The following is a 20,594-nucleotide window of genomic DNA, read 5'->3' as shown; positions in this document are numbered from 1 at the left end:
GCCGTTGAGCGGGATGAAATCGGGGGCTTCGCGCAGGGTGAAGTTGCGCATTTGATGATCGACGTCGTTGAACGACACACGCGCATCGACCGTCGTTTGGCCAATCTCAGTCTTGTGGCCGAGCTGGGCCCGCGTGGTATCGAAGAATTCGATATCCAGCGACAGCGCCGATGTGCCGGTACGGCCCGTGTCCTGATGACGCAAAAAAACCGGTGGTTTCGCGCGCCGGCCACCGCCGGCCGAAATCCAGGTCGTACGGGCGGCGGTCGTAGCTGGAAGCCCCAATGGTGCCCATCGGCGTCTCGGTATCGCCGGTCTGATCGGTCAGCGCGGACGGCGCATAGTGCAGCAGCGGCTCCATCCAGTTCGCGCCACCGCTGGTATTGCCGATACCGTCGATACGAACCGCGTTGCGATAACCTGCGCTGCCTCGATACTGCATCTGGCCGCTGATACCACCGTTATCGAGCAGAGCGCCATTGGCACGTCGCGCGGGTCGCCGCCGTATCGGCAGTTGCATGCGGCAAATCGCCGCAGCGCAGCTGCGCACAGGGTGTCGGTGTGTCGCACCGATATTGGCGCCGCGCACGCTGCTATGCTGTCAGCCGCTACGTTCGAGACGCTATTCACATGTCCCTCGTTGTCGATATCGTCATCAACACCTGGCTGTTGTTTCTCAAGGCAGCACCATGGTTATTGCTCGGTCTGGTAATCGCCGCCTGCATCCGCGCCTTCGTGCCGCAGGCACGCATCGCCGGCTGGCTGGGCGGGCGCGGTGCCTGGCCGACGATCAAGGCCGCGCTCATCGGCGCGCCGCTGCCGCTATGCTCCTGCAGCGTGATCCCGGTGGCGGTGGGCCTGCATCGCAGCGGCGCGTCGCGGGCATCGACCACGTCGTTTCTGATCGCCACGCCGGAAACCGGCGCCGACTCGGTGGGTGCGTCCTATGCCCTGCTCGGGCCGTTTTTCACCGTGGTACGACCCGTCGCGGCAATCGCCAGCGCAATCATCACTGGCCTGGCCTCCCATCTGATGCCGACCTCGGGCCGCAGCGGCGCGGCCGCAGCCGCAGCCGCTGGCTGTTGTGCCAGCTCGAACATAGACAGCGACTGCTGTGCCTCAAAACCGGCGCAGACGTCGGCCGTCGGCGATTGCTGCAGCACGGCCGCGCCCGCCACGCATCGCTCGGCCGGCGCGGCGGCGGCGACGCGACCAGCCGACCCCTCAACGGGCGCCGGCTGCTGCGGCCCGCGTGAGACGCCGCCGGGCGTTGGCGCACGTCTGGCCGAGGGCATTCACTACGCCATCACCCGTATTCTCGACGAATTCGGGCTATGGCTGCTGATCGGGCTGGTGGTGGCCGGGGTCACGCTCACCGTGGTGCCGCCACAAACCCTGTCCACCTACGGCAGTGGCTTTCCGGCCATGCTCATCATGCTGGCGATCAGCGTGCCGCTGTATGTCTGTGCCACCCAGTCCACGCCGATCGCCACCGCCCTGCTCGCGGCCGGCATGTCGCCGGGGGCCGTACTGGTCTTTCTGCTCGCCGGGCCCGCGACCAATCTGGCCACGATCGGCGCCGTGCGACAGGAGTTCGGCACCGCCTTTGCCGGCTTCTATGTCGGCTGCATGGGCGCCTGTGCACTGGCGTTCGGGCTCGCTACCGATGCCGCGGTCACCGCCCTCGGTATCGATCTGGTCACCGGCGTCGATGCCGAGCATGCGCTTACCCCGTTATGGCTGTCGTTGCCGGCCGTCATCGTGCTGGTCATGATCTCGATCAAGCCGCTGCGCGCGCCGCTGCTGCAACGGCTCCAGCAAGCATGAGCCGTCGCCGCGAACACGGGCGTCTGACTCGCCGGGTGCTGCTCGTGCTGGCCTGTGTCTTCGCGCCCGCGCTGCACGCCGCGACGCACTATGTATTCAGTTACGGTTTCGATAACACGTCGCAACAAACGCCGGCACCGCGCGGCGGCACCACACACGGCGCGCCGGTCGAACTCGACGCGCGCGTGCCCGCGGCTTATGACGCCATCCAGGCGCCGGATATCGAAGCGCGCGAGCGCGATGCCCGCGCCATTCGTGCGCTGGCCGGTGACTATCGCGCGACATTCGAATTCATCGAAACCGCCACGCTCGCGCCCGGCATAGAACGCGACGCCCGACCCTATCGCTCCTGGGCCACCGAGCGCGTATTCGTAATCGCCGATACGCCCACCGAAATCGAGCTGCAGCACATCATGGTGATGCGCTTTGTCGACGATGAGGGACAGATCAGCGAACCGATGGTGATGAAACACTGGCGCCAACGCTGGCAGTGGCAGCCGGCCACGATCTGGCGCTACGACGGCGATCGCCTCTGGCACAAGCATAAGCTATCCGATCGCGAGGCGGCCGGGCGCTGGAAACAGACGGTCTATCAGGTCGACGACTCGTTGCGCTACGAAGCACTCGGGCGCTGGCACTACGACGCCGGCGTGGCGAGCTGGCAAAGCGAACGCTTCGGCCGCCCACTGCCACGCCGCGAGTCCAGCGTGCGCGACGATTACGATGTGCTCGCGGGCCGCCACCGCATCACTCACACCCCGCACGGCTGGCTGCACGAACAAACAGCCCGCAAGATCGCCCATACCGACGGCGATGCCACGGCACTGGCCGAGGAAATCGGGCTGGTGCGCTACCAGCGTATCGTGAATACCGATTTCGACCCGGCCGAAACCTACTGGGCCCGAACCGGCAACTTCTGGGCCGCGGTACGGCGCTACTGGGATCACGCCCTGGCCCAGCATGACCACCTCGAAATCCGCGCGAGCGTCGACGGCACGCCGCTGTTCGCACGGCTGTTCGACGCAGCAGACAAGGCCGATGGCGACGACTCCGACGCGCTTGCCAGTCAGGTCGAATCCTTGATGGCTCCCTATATCGATTTGCGCTGATTGCGTCGAATCGCGTATGCCACTCGCCGGGCTCGGTATCGCCCTAAGTCACTGTCGATTCAATAATCGGCGATGCGATCCGCGGCCTGTAATACCTTGCGGCGCGAATTGCGGCGGCTGACATTCAGCCGGTAAACGAAGGCCAGGATGAACAGCAGGGTCAGCATCAGCACGATAGTCGGCGCGGTGGCGCTATCGATGAAAAAACTCAGATAGGCCCCGCCCAGCATCGAGGCCAGACAGACGGCCACGGAAACGATCAGCATCCACCCGAAACTGCGCACGGTGAGAAAGGCAATCGCGCCGGGTGTGATCACCAGCCCCACGGCCAGAATCAGCCCCACCGACGTCAGCGTGGCAACAATGGTCAACGACAGGCAGACCAGCAGGCCGTAGTGCAGCAGCGTGGTATTCAACCCCGACGCCTTGGCCTGGGCCGGGTCGAAGGCATGCAGCACCAGGTCTTTCCACTTGAGCAGCAACAGCACGGATACGCCCGCGCCGATCACCCCTGCCGTAATCAGATCGCCGCGGCCGATACCGAGCATGTTGCCGAACAGCACATGGCTGAGATGCTCGTTGGTGGGCACCCAGGCATACATGACGATGCCCACGGCGAACATGCCGGAGAACACCACGCCCAGCACCGTGTCCTGCTTGACCCGGCTGTTCTGCGACAGATAGCCGGTCGCCAGCACGCAGGCCATGCCGGCGACGAAGGCGCCCACGATCAACGGCGCGCCCAGAATCCAGGCCAGCACCACGCCGGGCAGCGTGGCATGGCTGGTGCCGTCGCCCATCAGCGCCCAGCCCTTGAGCACGAGAAAGCAGGACAGCAGCGCGGTCGGCGGCGCCACGCATAGCGCGATCCAGAACGCGTTGCGCATGAACGAGAATTCGAACGGCAACAGCAGGGTATCGACGCTCATGCCGAGCGCCCTGGTTGCACGCCGTCTTCATGGGCCGCGGCGCGATGCGCGCCGAGCGCGCGTGCGGCCTTGCGACGGCTGGCGAGTAGCCCGTGCTTGGGCGCGAACACAAAGGCGGCCAGAAACACCAGCGTCTGTAGGGTGACGATGATCCCGCCGGTCGCGCCATCGAGAAAATAACTGATATAGGCACCGATAAAGCTGGTGAGCGTGCCGATGAGCACCGACAGTGCAATCAGGCGCGGAAAGCGATCCGACAGCAGATAGGCGGTGGCCCCGGGGGTGACCACCATGGCAATCACCAGAAAAGCGCCCACGGTGATCATCGCCGCGACGATCGCGGCCGACAACAACGCGAAGAACAGCAGCTTGAGCAGGTCGGGCCGCAGACCGATGGAGCGGGCATGGTTTTCGTCGAAGAACGTCACCATCAGGTCTTTCCACTTCGCCAGCAGCACCGCCAGCGACACGAAGCCGATGATGGCCAGCTGCAACGTATCCTCGGGCGTGATCGCCAGGATATTGCCCATGACGATGGTCTGAATACTCACCGCCAACGGGTTGAGCGACACCATGAACAGGCCCAGCCCGAAAAACGACGTAAAGATGATGCCGATGATCACGTCGATCTTGAGGCCCGAGCGTTCGCTGAGAAACAGCATCGCGCCCGCGGCCAGCCCGCCGGCGATGAATGCGCCCACCGAAAACGGCAGGCCGAGCATGAAGGCGCCGGCCACGCCGGGTACCACCGAATGGCTCAGCGCATCGCCGATCAGCGACCAGCCCTTGAGCATGAGATAGGCCGACAGAAACGCGCACACGCCGCCCACCAGCGCCGACACCCACATGGCGTTGAGCATGTAGCTATAGGTAAACGGCTCGATGAGCGTATCGATCATGCGTCGCGTTCGCGCGGTTCGCGGGTCAGCGGCGCCTGGCGATGGCTGTCGTGCTTGCCCGGATCGCCGTAGTGCACGAAGGGACGCTCGTCGTCGGTGATGATGGACACCTCGCGCGGGTCGTCGTCATCGTGCAAAGTCGCGCCGCCAAGGCTGAAATGACGCAGCACGCCGCCGAAGGCGCGCTCCAGGTTGGCGCGGGTGAAGGTGGTGTCGGTCGGCCCGTAGGCGAGCACGGTCTGCTTGACCAGTACGCTCTGATCGCAGAACTCCGGCACGCTGCCCAGATTATGGGTGGATACAAGCATCACCCGGCCTTCGTCGCGCAGTTCGCGCAGCAATTTGACGATGCGCTCTTCGGTGCCGACATCCACCCCGGTGAACGGTTCGTCGAGCAGAATGATCTGGCCGTCCTGGGCCAGCGAGCGGGCTAGGAACACGCGCTTGCGCTGACCGCCGGACAGCTCGCCGATCTGGCGCTGCCGGAAATCGGCCATGCCGACGCGATCCAGCGCGCCCGCGACCGCCTCGCGATCGGCCCGCTTGGGCCGGCGTAAAAAACCCATATGGCCGTAGCGGCCCATCATCACCACGTCTTCGACAAGCACCGGAAAGCTCCAGTCCACGTCCTCGGCCTGCGGCACGTAGGCCACCATGTTGTTGCCCAGCGCCTGCTTGATCGTGTGCCCGAGCAGACGAATATCGCCCTCGGCCACCGGCACGAAGCCCATGATCGCCTTGAACAGCGTCGACTTGCCGGCGCCGTTCACACCGACCAGCGCCGCGATCGAACCGCGCGGCGTGGTAAAGCTCGCGTCGTAGAGCGCGGTATGGCCGTTGCGATAGGTCACGGTCACATGGCGGGCCACAATGCCGTCGTGCGTACTGTCTCGCGGGGCGGCTCGGCCCGAGTTCGCGGCAGACTCAGCCATGGTGCATGCCGTTAGATAGGTGCGAACGCCGATCATGGCTCATTGGCCACGACCGTGCAGACCGTCGGCAATGGTTTGTGCGTCCACGCGCAGCAGGTCGAGATAGGTGGGCACCGGCCCGTCGGCCTTGGACAGGGAGTCGACATACAGCACGCCGCCGTAGTGCGCACCCGTGTCGCGAGCCACCTGACGCGCCGGCGAGTTATTGACCGTGCTTTCACAGAACACGGCCGGGATATCGTGTTGCCTGACCCCGTCGACCACCTTGCGCACCTGCTGCGGGGTGCCGGTACGCTCGGCGTTTATCGGCCACAGATAAAGCTCCTTCATGCCGAAGTCGCGGGCCAGATAACTGAATGCGCCTTCGCAGCTGACCAGCCAGCGCTGCGACTCCGGAATACGCCCGATACGCTCGCGTAGTGGTTCGATGGTGTCGCGGATCTGTTTTTTGTAGGCCGCGGCGTTGTCGCGATAGGCCTGGGCATGATCGGGATCCTGCGCGATAAGCGCGTCGCGGATGTTGTCGACATAGACTTCGGCGCCCTCGAGCCCCATCCAGGCATGCGGGTTCGGCATGCCTTCATAGTCGCCGGCCGCGATGGCAATCGGGCGCACGCCGTCGCTGAGGGTGGCCGAAGGCACATCGCCCAGATGATTCAGAAACTGCTCGAACCAGCGTTCCAGATTGAAGCCGTTGTAGAGAATCAGATCCGCATCGCTGGCACGTACGATGTCTTGCGGTGTGGGCGAATAATCGTGGATTTCAGCGCCCGGCCGGGTAATCGACACCACCTGCGCATGCTCGCCGGCCACGTTACGTGCCATATCCGCAAGAATGGTGAACGTGGTGGCCACCTTGAAGCGGGCCTCGTCACTGGCGAAAGTGGGCGCTGAAACCGCCCAGCAGCCAACGGCCAGGAGAGCCATCATCCAGCGTCGAATTCCCATGCGTATCTCCGGCACGAATTGAAAACGAAACCAAGACGCTGTCAAACCCGCATGACACTTGGCCCTAAAGTTTAGCCGATGCTAATTTTTCGCGCCAAGGCTGTCAATTGCGTTTGAAGGCCCGCTGGATCGAACACCGAACAGTCAAGGAACACCCATGCCCAGCCACCGTTCACAGGCTACGCCGAAATCGTCGATGCACCCGGCCAGGCGCATGAGGCGCTGGTCAGGCCGCGCGCTGGCCCCCACCCTGCTCCTCGGCGCTGGCATAGCCGCCGCCGGCCCATCCCAGGCCGAATCCACGTACGACGCCGACGTAAGCGGGGCGCCGGATATCGCCACCCGCGATACGCTGCTCGGCGATATGGGCGGGCTGCGCCCCGCTGCACAAGCCCGTGGGCTGAGCTTCGATGCGGTGGCCATCGGCGATTATTCGATCGTACTCGACGGCGGCGCGGAGCCACGCGCAACCGCCGCGCGCTATCTGATCGAGGCCGGCATCGAGCTGGATACCGAGGCCGCCTTTGGCTGGCCGGGCGGCACGCTGCGCGCGTCCTACCTGGGCTTTCACGGCGACAACGGCAACCTCGACAGCGGCGATATCCAGGTCTATTCCAACATCGACGAAACGCCGCTGGATGCGTTCTATTCGCTCTGGTATCGCCAGGATCTGTTCGACGAGCGCCTGGCCATCAAGATCGGCAAGATGGATGCCAACGAAGACTTCGCCTATGTCGACAACGGCGATCAGTTCCTGAATTCCTCGCCCGGGTTTTCGCCCACCATCCTGGCGTTTCCCTCCTACCCCGATCCGGCCACCGGCATCGCGTTGTTCGCGGAGCTACCGGCCGGCGTCTATGCCCGTGCCGGCGTCTATGACGGCTCCAGCCTCAACGGCCGACGTACCGGTACGCGCGGGCCGGACAATTTTCTGGGCGACGACAGCGACCGCTTCAGCGTTGGCGAAGTCGGCCTCGAGTACCGGCTTGCCGAGCTGGACGGGCGGCTGGGATTCGGCTATTGGCGGCACGACGGCGACTTCCCTCGTTTCGACGGCGGCGTGGATGACAGCAGCGACGGCGTGTATCTGGTCTGGGACCAATCGCTCTACGACGACCCGGCCTCGCCGCTGGCAGTCGACGGCTTTGCCCAATATGGCCGGGCCGACGAGCAGGTGAGCGAATTGGCTTCGCATATCGGCGCCGGGGTTCAGGTCACCGGCCTGATCGCCGACCGTCCCGACGATCTCACCGGTTTGATGGTCAGCCGGGTGGATTTCTCCGACGCGCCGGGGGCCGGCTTCACCCAGGACCACGAAACCGCGCTCGAAGTCTTCCACGCCGTTCAGGTCACGCCCTGGATGGCGCTCAAGCCGGACTTCCAGTACATCGTCAACCCCGGCGGCATGGGACTGGACGACGCCAGGGTCGCGACCCTGCGCGGCGAGATCGCCTTCTAGCCACGGCCGGCCCGACATGACGGCACGCGTTTGACGTAGAAGCCCGGGCGGCCTAAAACGTTCGCCATGAAATTCGGCGTCATCGGCGACATACACGGCTTCTGGGACGAACGCGATACCGCGTTCTTCAATGCCAGCGACTACGACATGCTGTTGTTCGTGGGCGACTTCGCGCGCGTGGTCAACAGTCTTCCCGTGGCGCGCCAGCTCGCCGCCCTGACCAAGCCGGCCTGGGCCATTCCGGGCAATCACGACGGCGTAGGCCTGTGGCAGCTGCTTGCCGAGGTCAAGAACCGGCCCCTGGCGGCGCGGCTGGGCGCCCGCGGTATGCACAAACGCGTACGTCAGCTCGACGAGGCCCTGGGCGGCGTCCGTCTGGGCGGCTATACCCTGGCCGAACTCGATCGCGACCTGGGCCTGCTTGTCGCCCGTCCGCATGCCATGGGGCCCGACCGTTTCTATTATCGCCACTATCTGAAATCGGCTTTCGGTGTCACCGATTTCCAGGCCAGCGCGGACAAGCTATGCGCGCTCGTCGACGCCGCCCCCGAAAACCTCATCGTGCTGGCCCACAACGGCCCGGGCGGCCTGGGCGATACACCGGGTACGCCCTTCGGCTGCGACTTCGACCCGGAACACGGCGACTTCGGCGACCCGGATCTGCGCTCCGCCATCGACCATGCCCACGCCACGGGCCGGCACGTTCGCGCGGTGCTGGCCGGGCATATGCACCATCGCAGCAAGCATACCGGCGCCTGGCGCGATACCTGGGCTCAGGACGCCGCCACGCTCTATCTCAATGCCGCACGCGTGCCGCGTATCGAAGACGACGGCGCAAGGCGCCACCATATTGCGCTCACGGTCGACGCCGATACAGTGCAGGCCGAAACCGTGTTCGTCGACAACGCCGGTCACGAGGTCAGCCGTTGCCCGCTCGGGCGCGCCTGAGCGCGAGATCGCTAGCGCTCGCTTGCGATCAAGCCGCACAGGGGTAACGTCATCACCAGCATCAGCAGGCCCACGCCGGCATAGCTCGGCCCGAAACCCAGCAGGCGGCCGAGCTCCAGACCGGCGGCCGGGCCGAGCGCGCCGCCGAAATCGCTCGACCACTGATACACCGACAACGCCCGGCCGTGCAGATGCGCAGGCGCGACATCGCCGAGCAGCGTCAGCAAGGGAATGGTCAGCCCGCCCGAGCCGACGCCGATCACCATCAGCGCCGCGGCCGCGGTAAGCGATGTACCGGCCAGGCCGAGACCCACGAAACCGATGGCCACCAGGGCCATGGCCGGCAGCAGCAATCGCGTGCGCGATGCCGAGCGATCGAGTATGCGCCCCGCGGCCAGCGACGCACCCGCCCGAGCGGTCATGAGCACCGCCATAAGCAGGCCGGCACTGCCTTCCGGGCCCAGCCCGAATACGAACAGCCCGCGCTGATCCACCAGCACCGCGATGGTGGCCAGCAGCACGCCGGATACGGCAAAGAACAGCAGCGCGTTCGCGCCCCAGATGATGCGCAACGTCTTCACGCTTAGAAGCGCACGCCACTGTTCGCGCGTGCTTTCGCTGTCCGTGCTCGGCCGTTTTTCCCCCGCCTGTGGCGCCGGCGTGGGTGGCAGCAGGAACAGCGTCAACGTGGCGGCGGCCACGCTCAGCGCGGTGGCGGTTAAAAACGCGGCGTTGGCCGAGGCCGCATCGGCGATCAGTCCGCCGATGACGAGCCCCGCGGGCAGCCCCAGGCTGATGGCCGTACGCACACGCGCGGTCATGCCACCTCGGCTGGCGCGTGGCGCGATGGCCATCACTGCCGCCAGGGTGCCCACCAGCAGCAGCGAGGAACCGATACCCCAGATGACGCGCCCGGCAAGAAACCACAGGCCCGGCGAATCGGCCACGAGCCCCACGGAGAAGGCCAGCGTACCGGCGGCCTCGATGGCCAGGCCCACCGCCACGGGCCAGCGGGCGCCAAAACGATCGAGCAGACTGCCGGTGACCGGATTGAAACCCAAGCGGGTGATGCGGTTGGCCGACAGGATCAGCCCGATCATGAACCCGGAAATACCCAGATCCATACCGATCACCGGGAGAATCGGGAACACAACGCCACCGCCCACGCCGCCCAGAAAGGCGATGCCGGCAATCCCCCACCCGGTCGCGGGGCTTTGTTTAGGTTGCACCGGCGCGCTGAAAATCAGCGGCTGGCCCGCGATACGGCTTCGGCAGTCTGTATTTCAGCCGCGTCCGCAGCCCGGCCGTAGCGCGCGGCGACCAGAGCGCACACAATCAGCTGCAGCTGATGGAACAGCATCAGCGGCAGCACGGCACTGCCCAAGGCGCTGCCCGCGAACAGAACCTTGGCGATGGGAATACCGCTGGCCAGGGATTTCTTGGAACCACAGAACAGCAGCACGATTTCATCCTCGCGGGAGAAAAAGCGCCGGCCGACCGCGAAGGTCAGGCCCATCACGATCGCCAGCAGCACGGCACATACCACCGCGATGACCGCCAGTGCCGACAACGGCGTGCGCTGCCAGAGCCCTTCCACCACCGACGCACTGAACGCGCCGTAGACCACCAGCACGATCGAGCCCTGATCGACGAACTTGACCAGCCTGGGGTGTGCGGCCACCCAGCTGCCGATCCAGCGCCGCGCGATCTGGCCGACAACGAACGGCAGCAGAATCTTGACCAGAATATCGACCACGGCGTTGAGCGAACCACCGCCGCTGATCGACTCGCTGCTGATCAGCAACCCGGCCAGCAACGGCGTGATGAAAACGCCCAGCAGGTTGGACAGGCTGGCGCTGCACACGGCCCCCGGAATATTGCCGCGGGCCACCGAGGTAAACGCGATCGACGACTGTACCGTCGACGGCAGCAGGCACAGGAACAGCACCCCTGCGAGCAGTTCCGGCGTGAGCCAGCCCGCCAGCAGGGGCTGCGACACCAGACCGATTAACGGAAACAGGGCGAACGTGGCCAGCAGCACCGCCACATGCAGTCGCCAGTTCGTCGCACCCGCATAAATGGCGTCGCGCGAGAGCTTTGCCCCGTGCAGGAAGAACAGCAGCGCGATGGCGGCGTTGGTGAGATAGTCGTAATAGACCGCCGCGGTGCCGTGGATCGGCAGAAAACTCGCGAGCGCGATGGCGCACAGCAGCGCGAGGATGAATCGATCCGGCAGGATCCGCTTGAGCCAGCTTAATTTCTGCATAGCGCAATTATACCGGCCGCGCCCTGGCCTGTTCACGCTTCACGCCCGACGGCCCGAAACCGCGCCGGCCGAAGCCATACCACGCCTGGCGTGCGTGCTGGTCGTGGCAGAATGGTGCGATGCCCGAGTTGCCCGAAGTCGAAACCACGCGCGCGGGGATCGAACCGCATGTGCGCGGCCAGCGCGTGCGTACGGTCGTCGTGCGCCAACCCCAGCTGCGCTGGCCGGTGTCCGAGGCGCTGGCGCGGGTACTGCCGGGCCAGCGCATCCGCACCGTCCATCGGCGCGCGAAATATCTGTTGTTCGAAGCCGAGACCGGGCATGTCTGCCTGCACCTGGGCATGTCCGGGCGGCTGCGTATCGTGCCCGCCGATACGCCTGTGGCCACGCACGATCATGTCGATATCGTGCTCGACAACGACTGGACGGTGCGCTTCAACGACGCCCGGCGTTTCGGTTCGATATTCTGGCTCGACGAGCCGCCGCAGACGTTCTCGCTGCTGGCCCATCTGGGCCCGGAACCGCTCGGCGATGCGTTCGACGGCGACTGGCTCTATGCCCGATCACGCGCACGCCGCGCGCCGGTGAAGACGTTCATCATGGACAGCGCGACCGTGGTCGGCGTGGGCAATATCTATGCCTGCGAAGCACTACACGCCGCCCGTATTCATCCCCGCCGGCCGGCGGGGCGCATTGGCAGGACGCGTTACCATGCCCTCGCAGCGGCCATACGGCAGGTATTGGCCGATGCCATCGTGGCCGGGGGCACGACATTACGCGACTATATCGGCGTGGACGGGGATACCGGGTATTTTCAGCTGCGCCTGGCCGCCTATGGCAAGGCCGGGCAGCCCTGCCCGCGCGGCTGTGGGCCGATCCGTCGTGAAGTCATCGGCCAGCGCAGCACCTTCTTCTGCCCGGTCTGCCAGAAATGAACGCGCTGTTCGGGCGCACCGCTTTCTACTGCCTGGATTGAGTCCATGCGCTATATCGCTTTAATCGCCTTCATTGTCGCCACCGTGGGGTTCGGCTATCTCACCCTCGGCATGCCGCGTTATTTCGGGCTGTTCTTTCTCATCAGCGTGGCTTTTCTGGGCATGGGGCTGCACGACTTCTTCCAGCGCGAACATGCGCTGCTGCGCAACTATCCCCTGCTGGCGCATTTCCGCTGGATGATCGAAGCGATCCGCCCCGAGATCCGCCAGTACCTGCTGGAGTCGGATACCGAGGCCGCGCCCTTTTCGCGTGAGCACCGCTCGCAGGTTTACCAGCGCGCCAAGAACGTCAACGACGCCGACCCGTTTGGCACCGAACACAACGTCTATGCCGAAGGCCACGAATGGCTGGTGCATTCGATCGCGGCCAAGACGCCGAGCGAGACTCCGCCGCGGGTGCGTATCGGCGGCCCGCAGTGCAGCCAGCCTTATGAGGCCTCTACGCTCAATATTTCGGCGATGAGCTTCGGCTCGCTGTCGGCGAACGCGATCCGCGCGCTCAACCTGGGCGCGGCCAAGGGCGGCTTTGCCCACGATACCGGCGAGGGCTCGGTCAGCCGCCACCACAAGGAATTCGGCGGCGACCTGATCTGGGAGATCGGCAGCGGTTATTTCGGCTGCCGGCGCGCGGACGGCGGCTTCGACCGCGATCAGTACGTCCAGGTCGCCAACGATGACCAGGTCAAGATGATCGAGATCAAGCTCAGCCAGGGTGCCAAACCCGGCCACGGCGGCGTACTGCCCGGCTCCAAGGTCACCCCCGAGATCGCCGAGGCACGCGGTATCGACGTGGGGCAGACCTGTGTTTCGCCGCCGTCGCACTCGGCATTTTCCACGCCGATCGAACTGATGGAGTTCATTGCCGATCTGCGCGAGGGTGCGAACGGCAAGCCAGTGGGCTTCAAGCTCTGCGTGGGCCACGGCTGGCAGTTCATGTCCATCGCCAAGGCCATGCTCAAGACCGGCATCACCCCGGATTTCATCGTCGTCGACGGCGCCGAGGGCGGCACCGGCGCGGCCCCGCTGGAGCTGGCCGACCATGTCGGCACGCCACTGCGTGAGGGCCTGGTGTGGGTACACAACACGCTCGTCGGCGCAGGGCTGCGCGATCGTATCCGTATCGGCGCCTCGGGCAAGATCACCTCCGGCTTCAAGATGGCCGCGAACATGGCCCTGGGCGCGGACTGGTGCAACTCGGCGCGCGGCTTCATGTTCGCGGTGGGCTGCGTACAGTCAGAATCCTGTCATACCGACCGCTGCCCCACCGGCGTAGCCACCCAGAACAAATGGCGCCAGCGCGCGGTGGTGGTGCCCGACAAGGGCGAACGCGTCTACAACTTCCATCGGCGTACGGTCGCGGCCATGCAGGAAGTCGTCGCCACGGTCGGCCTCGACCATCCCGGCCAGCTCCGCCCGGAACATCTGTGCCGGCGTACTACCGACTCCGAAATCCATACCGCCGACCAGGTCTACCGGTTCCTGGAAACCGGCGAGCTGCTCACCCGCCAGGGCGACGGCCGCTACGAGCAGGCCTGGCGCAAGGCACAGGCGCATAGTTTCCTGCCCGCGATCTAGGCACCGCGCCCCGAGGACCCGCGAACGATACGGATACGCGCAGCGCCGACGCATGCGCTACGCTCGGTCATACCGTTCTCACCCAGGGCGCTCTGCGCCGGGAGTACTGATGACCGTAACGACCGTTCACCGGCCGGCCGAGGCCCCGCAAACCGCGGCCGAGGTTCGCGACTATGCCGGGCAATACTCGACCACGCGCTTCTGGACCAAGGTCTCGCGGGTCGCCAAACGCGCCGGCTACGAGCTGCTGGAAAAGGCCCTGTGGCTGCACTATGCCGCCCAGCGCCCGGAGACGCCGCGCTGGGCAAGGGTCACCGCCTACGGCGCGCTCGGCTACTTCATCCTGCCCATGGACGCGATTCCGGACTGGCTGTTCGGTTTCGGGCTGACCGACGATCTGTCCGCCCTCGCGCTGGCGGTGGCGGCCCTGTCGCAGTACATCAACGACGACGTGCGCCGCCGTACCGCCCAGAAGCTCGATCAATGGTTCGAGCGCCCCGCTTACAAACGCCCACTGCGGCGAGTCGAGTAACATCATGACGGTCAAAGATTTTTCGGGCCGGGTGGCGCTGGTGACCGGCGCCTCGGCCGGGGTCGGCGAAGCCACGGCCCGCGCGCTTTCGGCCGCGGGGGCGAAAGTCGTTATCGCTGCCCGGGGGTTGGAAAAGCTCGAGCGCGTCGCAGCCGATATCGACGCCACCCCCATCGCCGCCGACGTGGCGAGCGAGGCCGGCTGTCGAGCGCTCATCGAGCAGGCGCTGGCCGTGCACGGGCGACTCGATATGCTGGTCAACAACGCCGGCTGCCATCATCGCGGGCCGGTGGCCACGCGCAGCGCCGACGAAATGGGCCAGATGGTGGATACCAACCTGCGTGCCCCGCTGATGCTGTCGCGGCTGGCGCTGGACGCGCTCGGCCAAAGCGACGGCGCGGCCATCGTCAACGTGGCGTCGATCGCCGGCTATATGCCGCTGGCCGGCAGTGCGAGCTATTCGGCGACCAAGTTCGGGCTGCGCGCCTTCACCTATGCCCTGGCCGATGAACTCGCCGATACCGATATCAGCGTGAGCGTGGTCTCACCCGGCCCGATCGCCACCGGTTTCATCCTGGAGGATATCGATTCGGTGTCCGATATCACCTTCTCGCAGGGCATGAGCACGCCTGAGCAGATCGCCGAGCTCATCCTCGCCTGTGCCCGAGACGGCCGTGTGGAACGCGCACGCCCGGCCATGAGCCGGGTGATGGCCACCGCCGGCTATCTGCTGCCCGCCCTGCCTCGCATGCTGCATCCGCTGCTCGCCGCCAAGGGGCGTCGGGCCAAGGATCGCTACCGACGCAAGGCGTAAAATCACCCACTTGCACGGCTCTGCGGCGGCGCGCACAGTACGCGAACCCCCTACGAACAAGGATTTAACTGATGGGCATCATTGCATGGATCATCTTCGGCCTGATTGCCGGCGCCGTCGCCAAGCTGCTCATGCCCGGCAAGGATCCGGGCGGCATCATCGTGACCATCGTCATCGGCATACTCGGCGCGGTGCTCGGCGGCTTCATTTCCACTGCCCTGGGCATGGGCACGGTATCGGGCTTCAACCTCGGCAGTTTCTTGATCGCCATTCTTGGCGCCATTCTGCTGCTGTGGCTGTATCGCGTGATGAAATCGCGTTGATTGACGCGTTGGTTATATAAAACCGGCAACCGGCGCAGCGATGCGCCGGTTTTTTTATGCAGATCGATATCAAGGTCGTACCCGGCGCATCGAAGGATCAGATCAGCGGCTGGCTGGGGTCCGCGCTGAAGCTGCGCGTGCGCGCCGCGCCTGAAAAAGGCAAGGCCAACCGCGCCGTTGTCGCACTGCTGGCCGAGGCTCTAAACGTTGCGCCGGCCGCGATACGTATCGAGCGCGGCCATACACGCGCGCTCAAGCGTGTCGCCATCGACGATATCGACGCGGGCGAATTCGCCCGGCGACTGGGCTCGCCCGCGCCATGATCGTCGTCTATTGCACGCTGGCCGCGCTGGCCGCGATCGGGGTAATGCTGCTCGGCCATGCCACGACACGCCTGCGCCGACGGCGTGTATTCACCGCCACCTGCTCGGGCGCCTGCGGCGGCCTGTGTCTGGCGCTGACCGCCCTGGCCGGCGCCCTGCTGCTCAACCTGCATACCTACCAGCGCCTGAGCTACGAACAGCCGGTGGCACAGCTGAGCTTCCAGGCGCTGGCCGACCAGCGCTTTCAGGCAACGCTTGCCACCGATAACGGCCCGCCTCGGCTTTTCGAGCTGGCCGGCGACGAATTCCAGCTCGATGCCCGCGTGCTCAAATGGCACGCTTGGGCCAATCTGTTCGGCTTCGATGCCCTATTCCGGCTGGAGCGCCTGAGCGGTCGATATCGCGATATTGCCGATGAGCGAACCCAACCGCGCAGCGTGGTGGCCCTCGACGCCGAGGAACCGGGAGTCAACGCCTTCGCGCTTGCTAGGCGCCTTCCCGGCTGGGCGAAGGCGGTCGATGCCCGTTACGGCAGCGCGACCTACGTCCCCATGGCCGATGGCGCGCGCTACCAAATCACCCTGACCCAGAGCGGACTGATCGCACGTCCGGCCAATGCGGCCGCCCGGGCTGCGATCGAACGCTGGTAGTGCCGCGGCTCAGACAGTGCCGCTGGTCGCGGTATTCATGCGCGCATAGGCGCCGGTGACATGGGCCACCAGCGTGTCGAAATCCTGCGAGAACAGCTCAACCCGACAGGCCACGCTGCGCCGGCCCACGCGGAGCAAGCTGGCGCGCGCCAACACGTCGGCGGCTTTCGGCCGACGCAGAAAATCGATATTGAAATGGCTGGTGACCGCGTATTCGCCGTCCGGCACATGCGCGATGATGGCGGCATACATGGCCGCATCGGCGGCGGTCATGAGCACCGGCCCGGATATGGTATCGCCCAGGCGGGTCATGCCCGCGTCGTAGGGCAGGCAGATATCGGCATGGGCCGCCCCCACCGCGAGCACGCGAAAGGCAGGCCGACCGGGCGATCCGACGTTGCGTCGTATCACCGTTTCGATCTGGCCTGCGTCTTTGAGGCTCACGGTGCGCTTTCGGTTTCCGAACGCGCTTCCAGCCGATCGAGACGCTTTTTGAGCGCGACGGTCTGGGCGAACGCGACGGCAGCCAGCGAAAAGCCGACCGTGCCGAATACGAAGGCGAGCATCACGAAGGTGGGCAACGGCGTCTCCCGAATATGAGCCACAAAGGACGGTACTGACGAACCCGCCACGCCTCAAGTCGACCACAGGCCGGCCAGGCCGTCCCAGGCCAGACGCAGTGCCAGCACGATCATGATAGCCCGCACTGCCTGGCGGAAACCATGCTCGGAAAACACGCCGTGCAGCCGGCGCCCGACAAGCGTACCCAGCAGGGCTGCCGCGGCCATGGGCACCAGCAGATCGAGCCGTGCGAACGCATTGAAACCATTGAGCGAAAACGCGCCGATCTTGAGTAGATGACTGCCGGTCTGGGCGACCGCCAGGGTGGCGATGATCTGTTCCTTGCGCCAGTCGTCGCGAAGAAAGAACGGTGCTACCAGCATGCCGGTGGCCCCCACCACCGGGCCCAGTACGCCGGCGATCGCGCCGGCCGCAAGCAGGCCGCCCCGCCCGTGGATCTTCAGGCGTGCCGCCCAGCTCGGCCAGACGGCCAACGCCACGAAAAGCGCCAGAGTCAGCCGAATCCAGTCCGGGTTGGCATCGACCACCCAGGGCGCGACCAGAAACGGCCCGGGCACGGCCGTGAGCGCGAACAGCGCCAGCGCCGGCCAGCGCACATGGCGGCCATAGGCGACGCTGCGCGAGGCGTTGGCCGCGAACTGCACCCCGGCATGCAGCGGCAAAGCCAGGGCCGGCTGCATGCCCAGCGCGAACATCAGGGCGATCAGCAAAGTGCCGCCGCCCATGCCGGCCATGCCCGACAGCACGGCGGTGACAAAGGCGGCCGCGACCAGCAGGGCAGTCAATGCGAAAGCGGCCCGCGCTCGCTCCTAGCGACGCCAGGCATGAAACCGCGCCAGCCAGGGAAAGACCCACTCAGGCGCATGCGCTTTTTTCCATTCGCTGGCGGCAAAACGGTTGGCCTCGGCCAGGGTCGGATAGGGATGAATGGTCGCCAGCATCTTGTTCAGGCCGATGCCGTGCTTCATCGCCGATACGAATTCGATGATCAGCTCGCCGGCTGCCTCGCCAACGATGGTGGCACCCAGAATCGTATCCTTGCCGGGCACGGTCAGCACTTTCACCACGCCCTCGCGGGCCGATTCGGCGATTGCGCGATCCAGGCCGGCCAGATCGTAGCGGGTGACTTCGTATTCGATGGAGGCGGCGCGCGCGCTGTTCTCGTTATGCCCCACATGTGCGACCTGGGGATCGGTGAACGTACACCAGGGCAGCTTGGAATAATCCACCGCAAAGCGCTTGAAGGCGCCGAACAGGGCATTGACCGTGGCATGCCAGGCTTCGTGAGAGGCCGCATGGGTGAGCTGGTAGCCGCCAATGGCGTCGCCACAGGCATAGATGCTCGGCAGCGCGGTCTGCAGATATTCGTCCACCGCGATACGCCCGTCCTTGATCAGGCCCAGCTCTTCCAGGCCCATGCCCTCGGTGCGCGCCTTGCGACCGACGGCCACCAGCACCCGGTCGCAGCGAATCTCGGTCTCGCGCTCGCCCAGCTTGCAGGTAAGCACCGTTTCGCGGCTGTTACGGCTGGCCGCCGTCACCTTGAGGCCGGTTCGCACGGTCACACCCTCGGCAACGAGCCGATCGCGCATCTGCGCGCTGATATCGTCGTCCTCGACCGAAAGGATGCGCTCGCCCTGCTCGATGAGCGTCACCTGGCTGCCCAGCCGTGCGAAGGCCTGGGCCATTTCGCAGCCGATCGAACCCGCCCCCATCACGGCCAGGCGCTCAGGCAGCTCGGTGAGATCCCAGAGGGTGTCGGAGGTGAGATAGTCGATATCGGCCAGTCCGTCGATCGCCGGTACGAACGGCACCGCGCCGGTCGCCAGCACGATATGACGCGCGCTCAGCCGCTGGCCGTCGTCGGTTTCCACGGTCCACGGGTCGACCAGCCGGGCGCCGGCCTGAATACAGTCCACCCCCAGCGACTCGTAGCGCTCGACCGAATCATGCGGCGCGATCGTCGCCACCACCGACTTCACCCGATCCATGACGTCCTGGAAATGAAAGTTCGCGCTGGCCGAGCGAATGCCGTAATCCCGGCTATGGCGAATCTCGTGCATCAAGCGTGCACTACGTATCAGCGCCTTGGAGGGTACACAGCCGGTATTCAGGCAATCACCGCCCATCCTGTTCTTTTCAATAAGCGTGACCTTGGCCTTCACGGTGGCTGCAATCAGCGCGGCCACCAGCCCGGCCGAGCCGGCGCCGATCACGATCAGGTTGCGATCGAAATGCTTGGGCTTGTCATAGCCGGCGAGCGCCTTGCGCGAAGCCATGAAATCCAGCGTCTTGCGGGCGATCAGGGGAAACAGACCCAGCAGCACGAAAGAGCCGATCAAACCCGGCGACAGCACGCCCGACAACGATTCCACCTGACCGAGCTGGGTGCCCGCATTCACGTAGACGAGCGTGCCCGGCAGCATGCCGAGCTGGCTCACCCAGTAGAAGGTGCGCGTGCGAATCGGCGTGAGGCCCATGGCCAGATTGATCACGAAAAACGGAAACACCGGTACCAGCCTCAAGGCGAACAGATAGAAGGCACCGTCGCGCTCGACGCCGCGATTGAGCGCTTTCAGGCGCTGACCGAAGCGCTTTTGAACGCTTTCGCGCAGCACGAAGCGCGCGATGAGAAAAGCCAATGTGGCGCCGATGGCCGATGCGAACGACACCAGCAGCGTGCCTTCGACCAGGCCGAACAACGCGCCACCGACCAGCGTCATCACCGCTGCCCCCGGCAACGAGATGGCCGTAACCGCGACATAGATCGCGAAGAAACCCACCGCGAACAGCAGACCGTGGGCGGCAGCCAGCTCGCCGAGCGCGGCGCGCTGGCTTTCGAAACAGGCCAGGCTGAATACCTGATCGCTACAGGCCGCCCCGAGATACTGCCCCGGGTTCACCACGAACCAGGCCGCGATGAGCGCGATAACGAAAACGGCCAGGCCGATACGGGTGATGGTCATCGATTGCTTTCCTTTCAAACGCCTGCGAGCTTCGGCACCGACAGGCTATGTCGTTCGGGCGATTACGCCGCGACAGCGCATCCAGACGCCGTGTGCAGGCCCGCTAATAAAGCCCAACTATCGGTACAACATGCCCATGCCTGAAATCACGGCACGTCTGCTAGACTCGCCGCTCATTTTTACACGGTCTTCGCCGGCCGCATTCGCCCGAATAACCATGCACGAAACCGACAACCTCCGTATCAAGGGCATTCAGGAATTGATTTCTTCGCAGGCGCTACTCGAAGAGCTGCCCGTGAGCGAAGCCGCGTCCGAGACGGTCTACAACACGCGCACGGCCATCCAGAAGATTCTGCACGGCGAGGACGACCGCCTGCTGGTCGTAGTCGGCCCCTGCTCCATTCACGACGTGGACGCCGCGCTCGAATACGCCAAGAAACTGGCCGATGCGCGCGAGCGCTATGCCGATGATCTGCTCATCGTCATGCGGGAGTACTTCGAAAAACCGCGGACCACG

Annotated in this window: 22 protein-coding genes and 1 pseudogene; 12 read left to right on the top strand and 11 right to left on the bottom strand. The window is 65.3% G+C overall.

Annotated elements, in window-relative coordinates:
• Positions 1-106: 106 nt before the first annotated feature.
• Complete coding sequence (locus ABNU97_RS06370) at positions 107-520, bottom strand: hypothetical protein (RefSeq protein WP_348765913.1); 414 nt, start codon at positions 518-520, stop codon at positions 107-109.
• A 110-nt stretch (positions 521-630) separates the two neighbouring features.
• Between ABNU97_RS06370 and ABNU97_RS06365 the strand changes: the two genes are divergently transcribed.
• The gene (locus ABNU97_RS06365) at positions 631-1,827 is read left to right on the top strand and encodes an SO_0444 family Cu/Zn efflux transporter (RefSeq protein ID WP_348765912.1); all 1,197 of its coding nucleotides are present in this window, start codon (positions 631-633) and stop codon (positions 1,825-1,827) included.
• Positions 1,824-2,936, top strand: coding sequence for a DUF6607 family protein (locus ABNU97_RS06360; RefSeq protein ID WP_348765911.1), 1,113 nt, complete (start codon positions 1,824-1,826; stop codon positions 2,934-2,936). Before ABNU97_RS06365 ends, ABNU97_RS06360 begins: the two co-directional genes overlap by 4 nt.
• Positions 2,937-2,995: 59 nt before the next feature.
• On the opposite strand, the gene ABNU97_RS06355 is transcribed toward ABNU97_RS06360, so the two are convergent.
• Genes ABNU97_RS06355 through ABNU97_RS06340 form a run of 4 tightly spaced genes read right to left on the bottom strand, consistent with a single transcriptional unit; the run spans position 2,996 to position 6,644 of the window.
• The gene (locus tag ABNU97_RS06355; RefSeq protein WP_348765910.1) at positions 2,996-3,865 is read right to left on the bottom strand and encodes a metal ABC transporter permease; all 870 of its coding nucleotides are present in this window, start codon (positions 3,863-3,865) and stop codon (positions 2,996-2,998) included.
• Positions 3,862-4,764: a metal ABC transporter permease gene (locus ABNU97_RS06350; protein ID WP_348765909.1), complete on the bottom strand. Its 903-nt coding sequence runs from the start codon at positions 4,762-4,764 to the stop codon at positions 3,862-3,864. The genes ABNU97_RS06355 and ABNU97_RS06350 overlap by 4 nt, the downstream gene beginning before the upstream one ends.
• Positions 4,761-5,696 carry a manganese/iron ABC transporter ATP-binding protein gene (locus ABNU97_RS06345; protein ID WP_348765908.1) on the bottom strand — a complete coding sequence of 312 codons (936 nt, stop codon included), beginning with the start codon at positions 5,694-5,696 and terminating at the stop codon, positions 4,761-4,763. The genes ABNU97_RS06350 and ABNU97_RS06345 overlap by 4 nt, the downstream gene beginning before the upstream one ends.
• Before the next feature lie 39 nt (positions 5,697-5,735).
• Positions 5,736-6,644: a metal ABC transporter substrate-binding protein gene (locus ABNU97_RS06340; protein ID WP_348765907.1), complete on the bottom strand. Its 909-nt coding sequence runs from the start codon at positions 6,642-6,644 to the stop codon at positions 5,736-5,738.
• 214 nt (positions 6,645-6,858) lie between these two features.
• Here ABNU97_RS06340 and ABNU97_RS06335 point away from each other — a divergent pair, with 214 nt between their 5' ends.
• Both ABNU97_RS06335 and ABNU97_RS06330 read left to right on the top strand, forming a co-directional pair.
• Positions 6,859-8,103: a carbohydrate porin gene (locus tag ABNU97_RS06335; RefSeq protein ID WP_348765906.1), complete on the top strand. Its 1,245-nt coding sequence runs from the start codon at positions 6,859-6,861 to the stop codon at positions 8,101-8,103.
• Positions 8,104-8,169: 66 nt separating this feature from the next.
• The gene (locus ABNU97_RS06330) at positions 8,170-9,051 is read left to right on the top strand and encodes a metallophosphoesterase (protein WP_348765905.1); all 882 of its coding nucleotides are present in this window, start codon (positions 8,170-8,172) and stop codon (positions 9,049-9,051) included.
• A gap of 11 nt (positions 9,052-9,062) precedes the next feature.
• On the opposite strand, the gene ABNU97_RS06325 is transcribed toward ABNU97_RS06330, so the two are convergent.
• Positions 9,063-10,280, bottom strand: coding sequence for an MFS transporter (locus tag ABNU97_RS06325; protein WP_348765904.1), 1,218 nt, complete (start codon positions 10,278-10,280; stop codon positions 9,063-9,065).
• Between the two features lie 14 nt (positions 10,281-10,294).
• The gene (locus ABNU97_RS06320) at positions 10,295-11,317 is read right to left on the bottom strand and encodes a bile acid:sodium symporter family protein (protein WP_348765903.1); all 1,023 of its coding nucleotides are present in this window, start codon (positions 11,315-11,317) and stop codon (positions 10,295-10,297) included.
• Between the two features lie 119 nt (positions 11,318-11,436).
• On the opposite strand from ABNU97_RS06320, the gene mutM reads away from it, so the two are divergent.
• The 7 genes from mutM to ABNU97_RS06285 all read left to right on the top strand — a co-directional run bounded on the left by mutM (position 11,437) and on the right by ABNU97_RS06285 (position 16,529).
• Complete coding sequence (gene mutM, locus ABNU97_RS06315; RefSeq protein WP_348765902.1) at positions 11,437-12,252, top strand: bifunctional DNA-formamidopyrimidine glycosylase/DNA-(apurinic or apyrimidinic site) lyase; 816 nt, start codon at positions 11,437-11,439, stop codon at positions 12,250-12,252.
• A gap of 45 nt (positions 12,253-12,297) precedes the next feature.
• Positions 12,298-13,887, top strand: coding sequence for an FMN-binding glutamate synthase family protein (locus ABNU97_RS06310; protein ID WP_348765901.1), 1,590 nt, complete (start codon positions 12,298-12,300; stop codon positions 13,885-13,887).
• A gap of 109 nt (positions 13,888-13,996) precedes the next feature.
• Positions 13,997-14,419 (top strand): DUF1232 domain-containing protein, encoded by a 423-nt coding sequence (locus ABNU97_RS06305; protein ID WP_348765900.1) that lies wholly within the window; start codon positions 13,997-13,999, stop codon positions 14,417-14,419.
• A 4-nt stretch (positions 14,420-14,423) separates the two neighbouring features.
• A complete protein-coding gene (locus tag ABNU97_RS06300) occupies positions 14,424-15,233 on the top strand; it encodes an SDR family oxidoreductase (RefSeq protein ID WP_348765899.1) in 810 nt (269 codons plus the stop codon).
• A gap of 71 nt (positions 15,234-15,304) precedes the next feature.
• Complete coding sequence (locus ABNU97_RS06295) at positions 15,305-15,556, top strand: GlsB/YeaQ/YmgE family stress response membrane protein (RefSeq protein WP_348765898.1); 252 nt, start codon at positions 15,305-15,307, stop codon at positions 15,554-15,556.
• Between the two features lie 56 nt (positions 15,557-15,612).
• The gene (locus ABNU97_RS06290; RefSeq protein WP_348765897.1) at positions 15,613-15,879 is read left to right on the top strand and encodes a DUF167 domain-containing protein; all 267 of its coding nucleotides are present in this window, start codon (positions 15,613-15,615) and stop codon (positions 15,877-15,879) included.
• The gene (locus tag ABNU97_RS06285; RefSeq protein WP_348765896.1) at positions 15,876-16,529 is read left to right on the top strand and encodes a hypothetical protein; all 654 of its coding nucleotides are present in this window, start codon (positions 15,876-15,878) and stop codon (positions 16,527-16,529) included. The genes ABNU97_RS06290 and ABNU97_RS06285 overlap by 4 nt, the downstream gene beginning before the upstream one ends.
• Before the next feature lie 9 nt (positions 16,530-16,538).
• Here ABNU97_RS06285 and ABNU97_RS06280 read toward each other — a convergent pair whose 3' ends face one another.
• The 4 genes from ABNU97_RS06280 to ABNU97_RS06265 are packed head-to-tail and all read right to left on the bottom strand — an operon-like array spanning position 16,539 to position 20,077.
• On the bottom strand, positions 16,539-16,973 hold the full coding sequence (locus ABNU97_RS06280) for a PaaI family thioesterase (protein WP_348765895.1): 435 nt from the start codon (positions 16,971-16,973) through the stop codon (positions 16,539-16,541).
• Entirely contained in the window at positions 16,970-17,110 is a 141-nt protein-coding gene (locus tag ABNU97_RS06275; RefSeq protein ID WP_348765894.1) for a hypothetical protein, read from the bottom strand. Before ABNU97_RS06275 ends, ABNU97_RS06280 begins: the two co-directional genes overlap by 4 nt.
• 54 nt (positions 17,111-17,164) lie before the next feature.
• Positions 17,165-17,896: a sulfite exporter TauE/SafE family protein gene (locus ABNU97_RS06270; RefSeq protein ID WP_348765893.1), complete on the bottom strand. Its 732-nt coding sequence runs from the start codon at positions 17,894-17,896 to the stop codon at positions 17,165-17,167.
• 24 nt (positions 17,897-17,920) lie between these two features.
• Positions 17,921-20,077, bottom strand: a complete 2,157-nt coding sequence (locus tag ABNU97_RS06265) for an FAD-dependent oxidoreductase (protein WP_348765892.1) — start codon at positions 20,075-20,077, stop codon at positions 17,921-17,923.
• A 217-nt stretch (positions 20,078-20,294) separates the two neighbouring features.
• Here ABNU97_RS06265 and ABNU97_RS06260 point away from each other — a divergent pair.
• A pseudogene (locus ABNU97_RS06260) lies at positions 20,295-20,594 on the top strand (3-deoxy-7-phosphoheptulonate synthase); the annotation flags it as partial.

It is taken from the genome of uncultured Salinisphaera sp., assembly GCF_964012375.1.
Taxonomy (GTDB): Bacteria; Pseudomonadota; Gammaproteobacteria; order Nevskiales; family Salinisphaeraceae; genus Salinisphaera.
The sequence above is the reverse complement of the archived record's forward strand: the minus strand, read 5'-3'. Positions and strand labels throughout refer to the sequence as shown.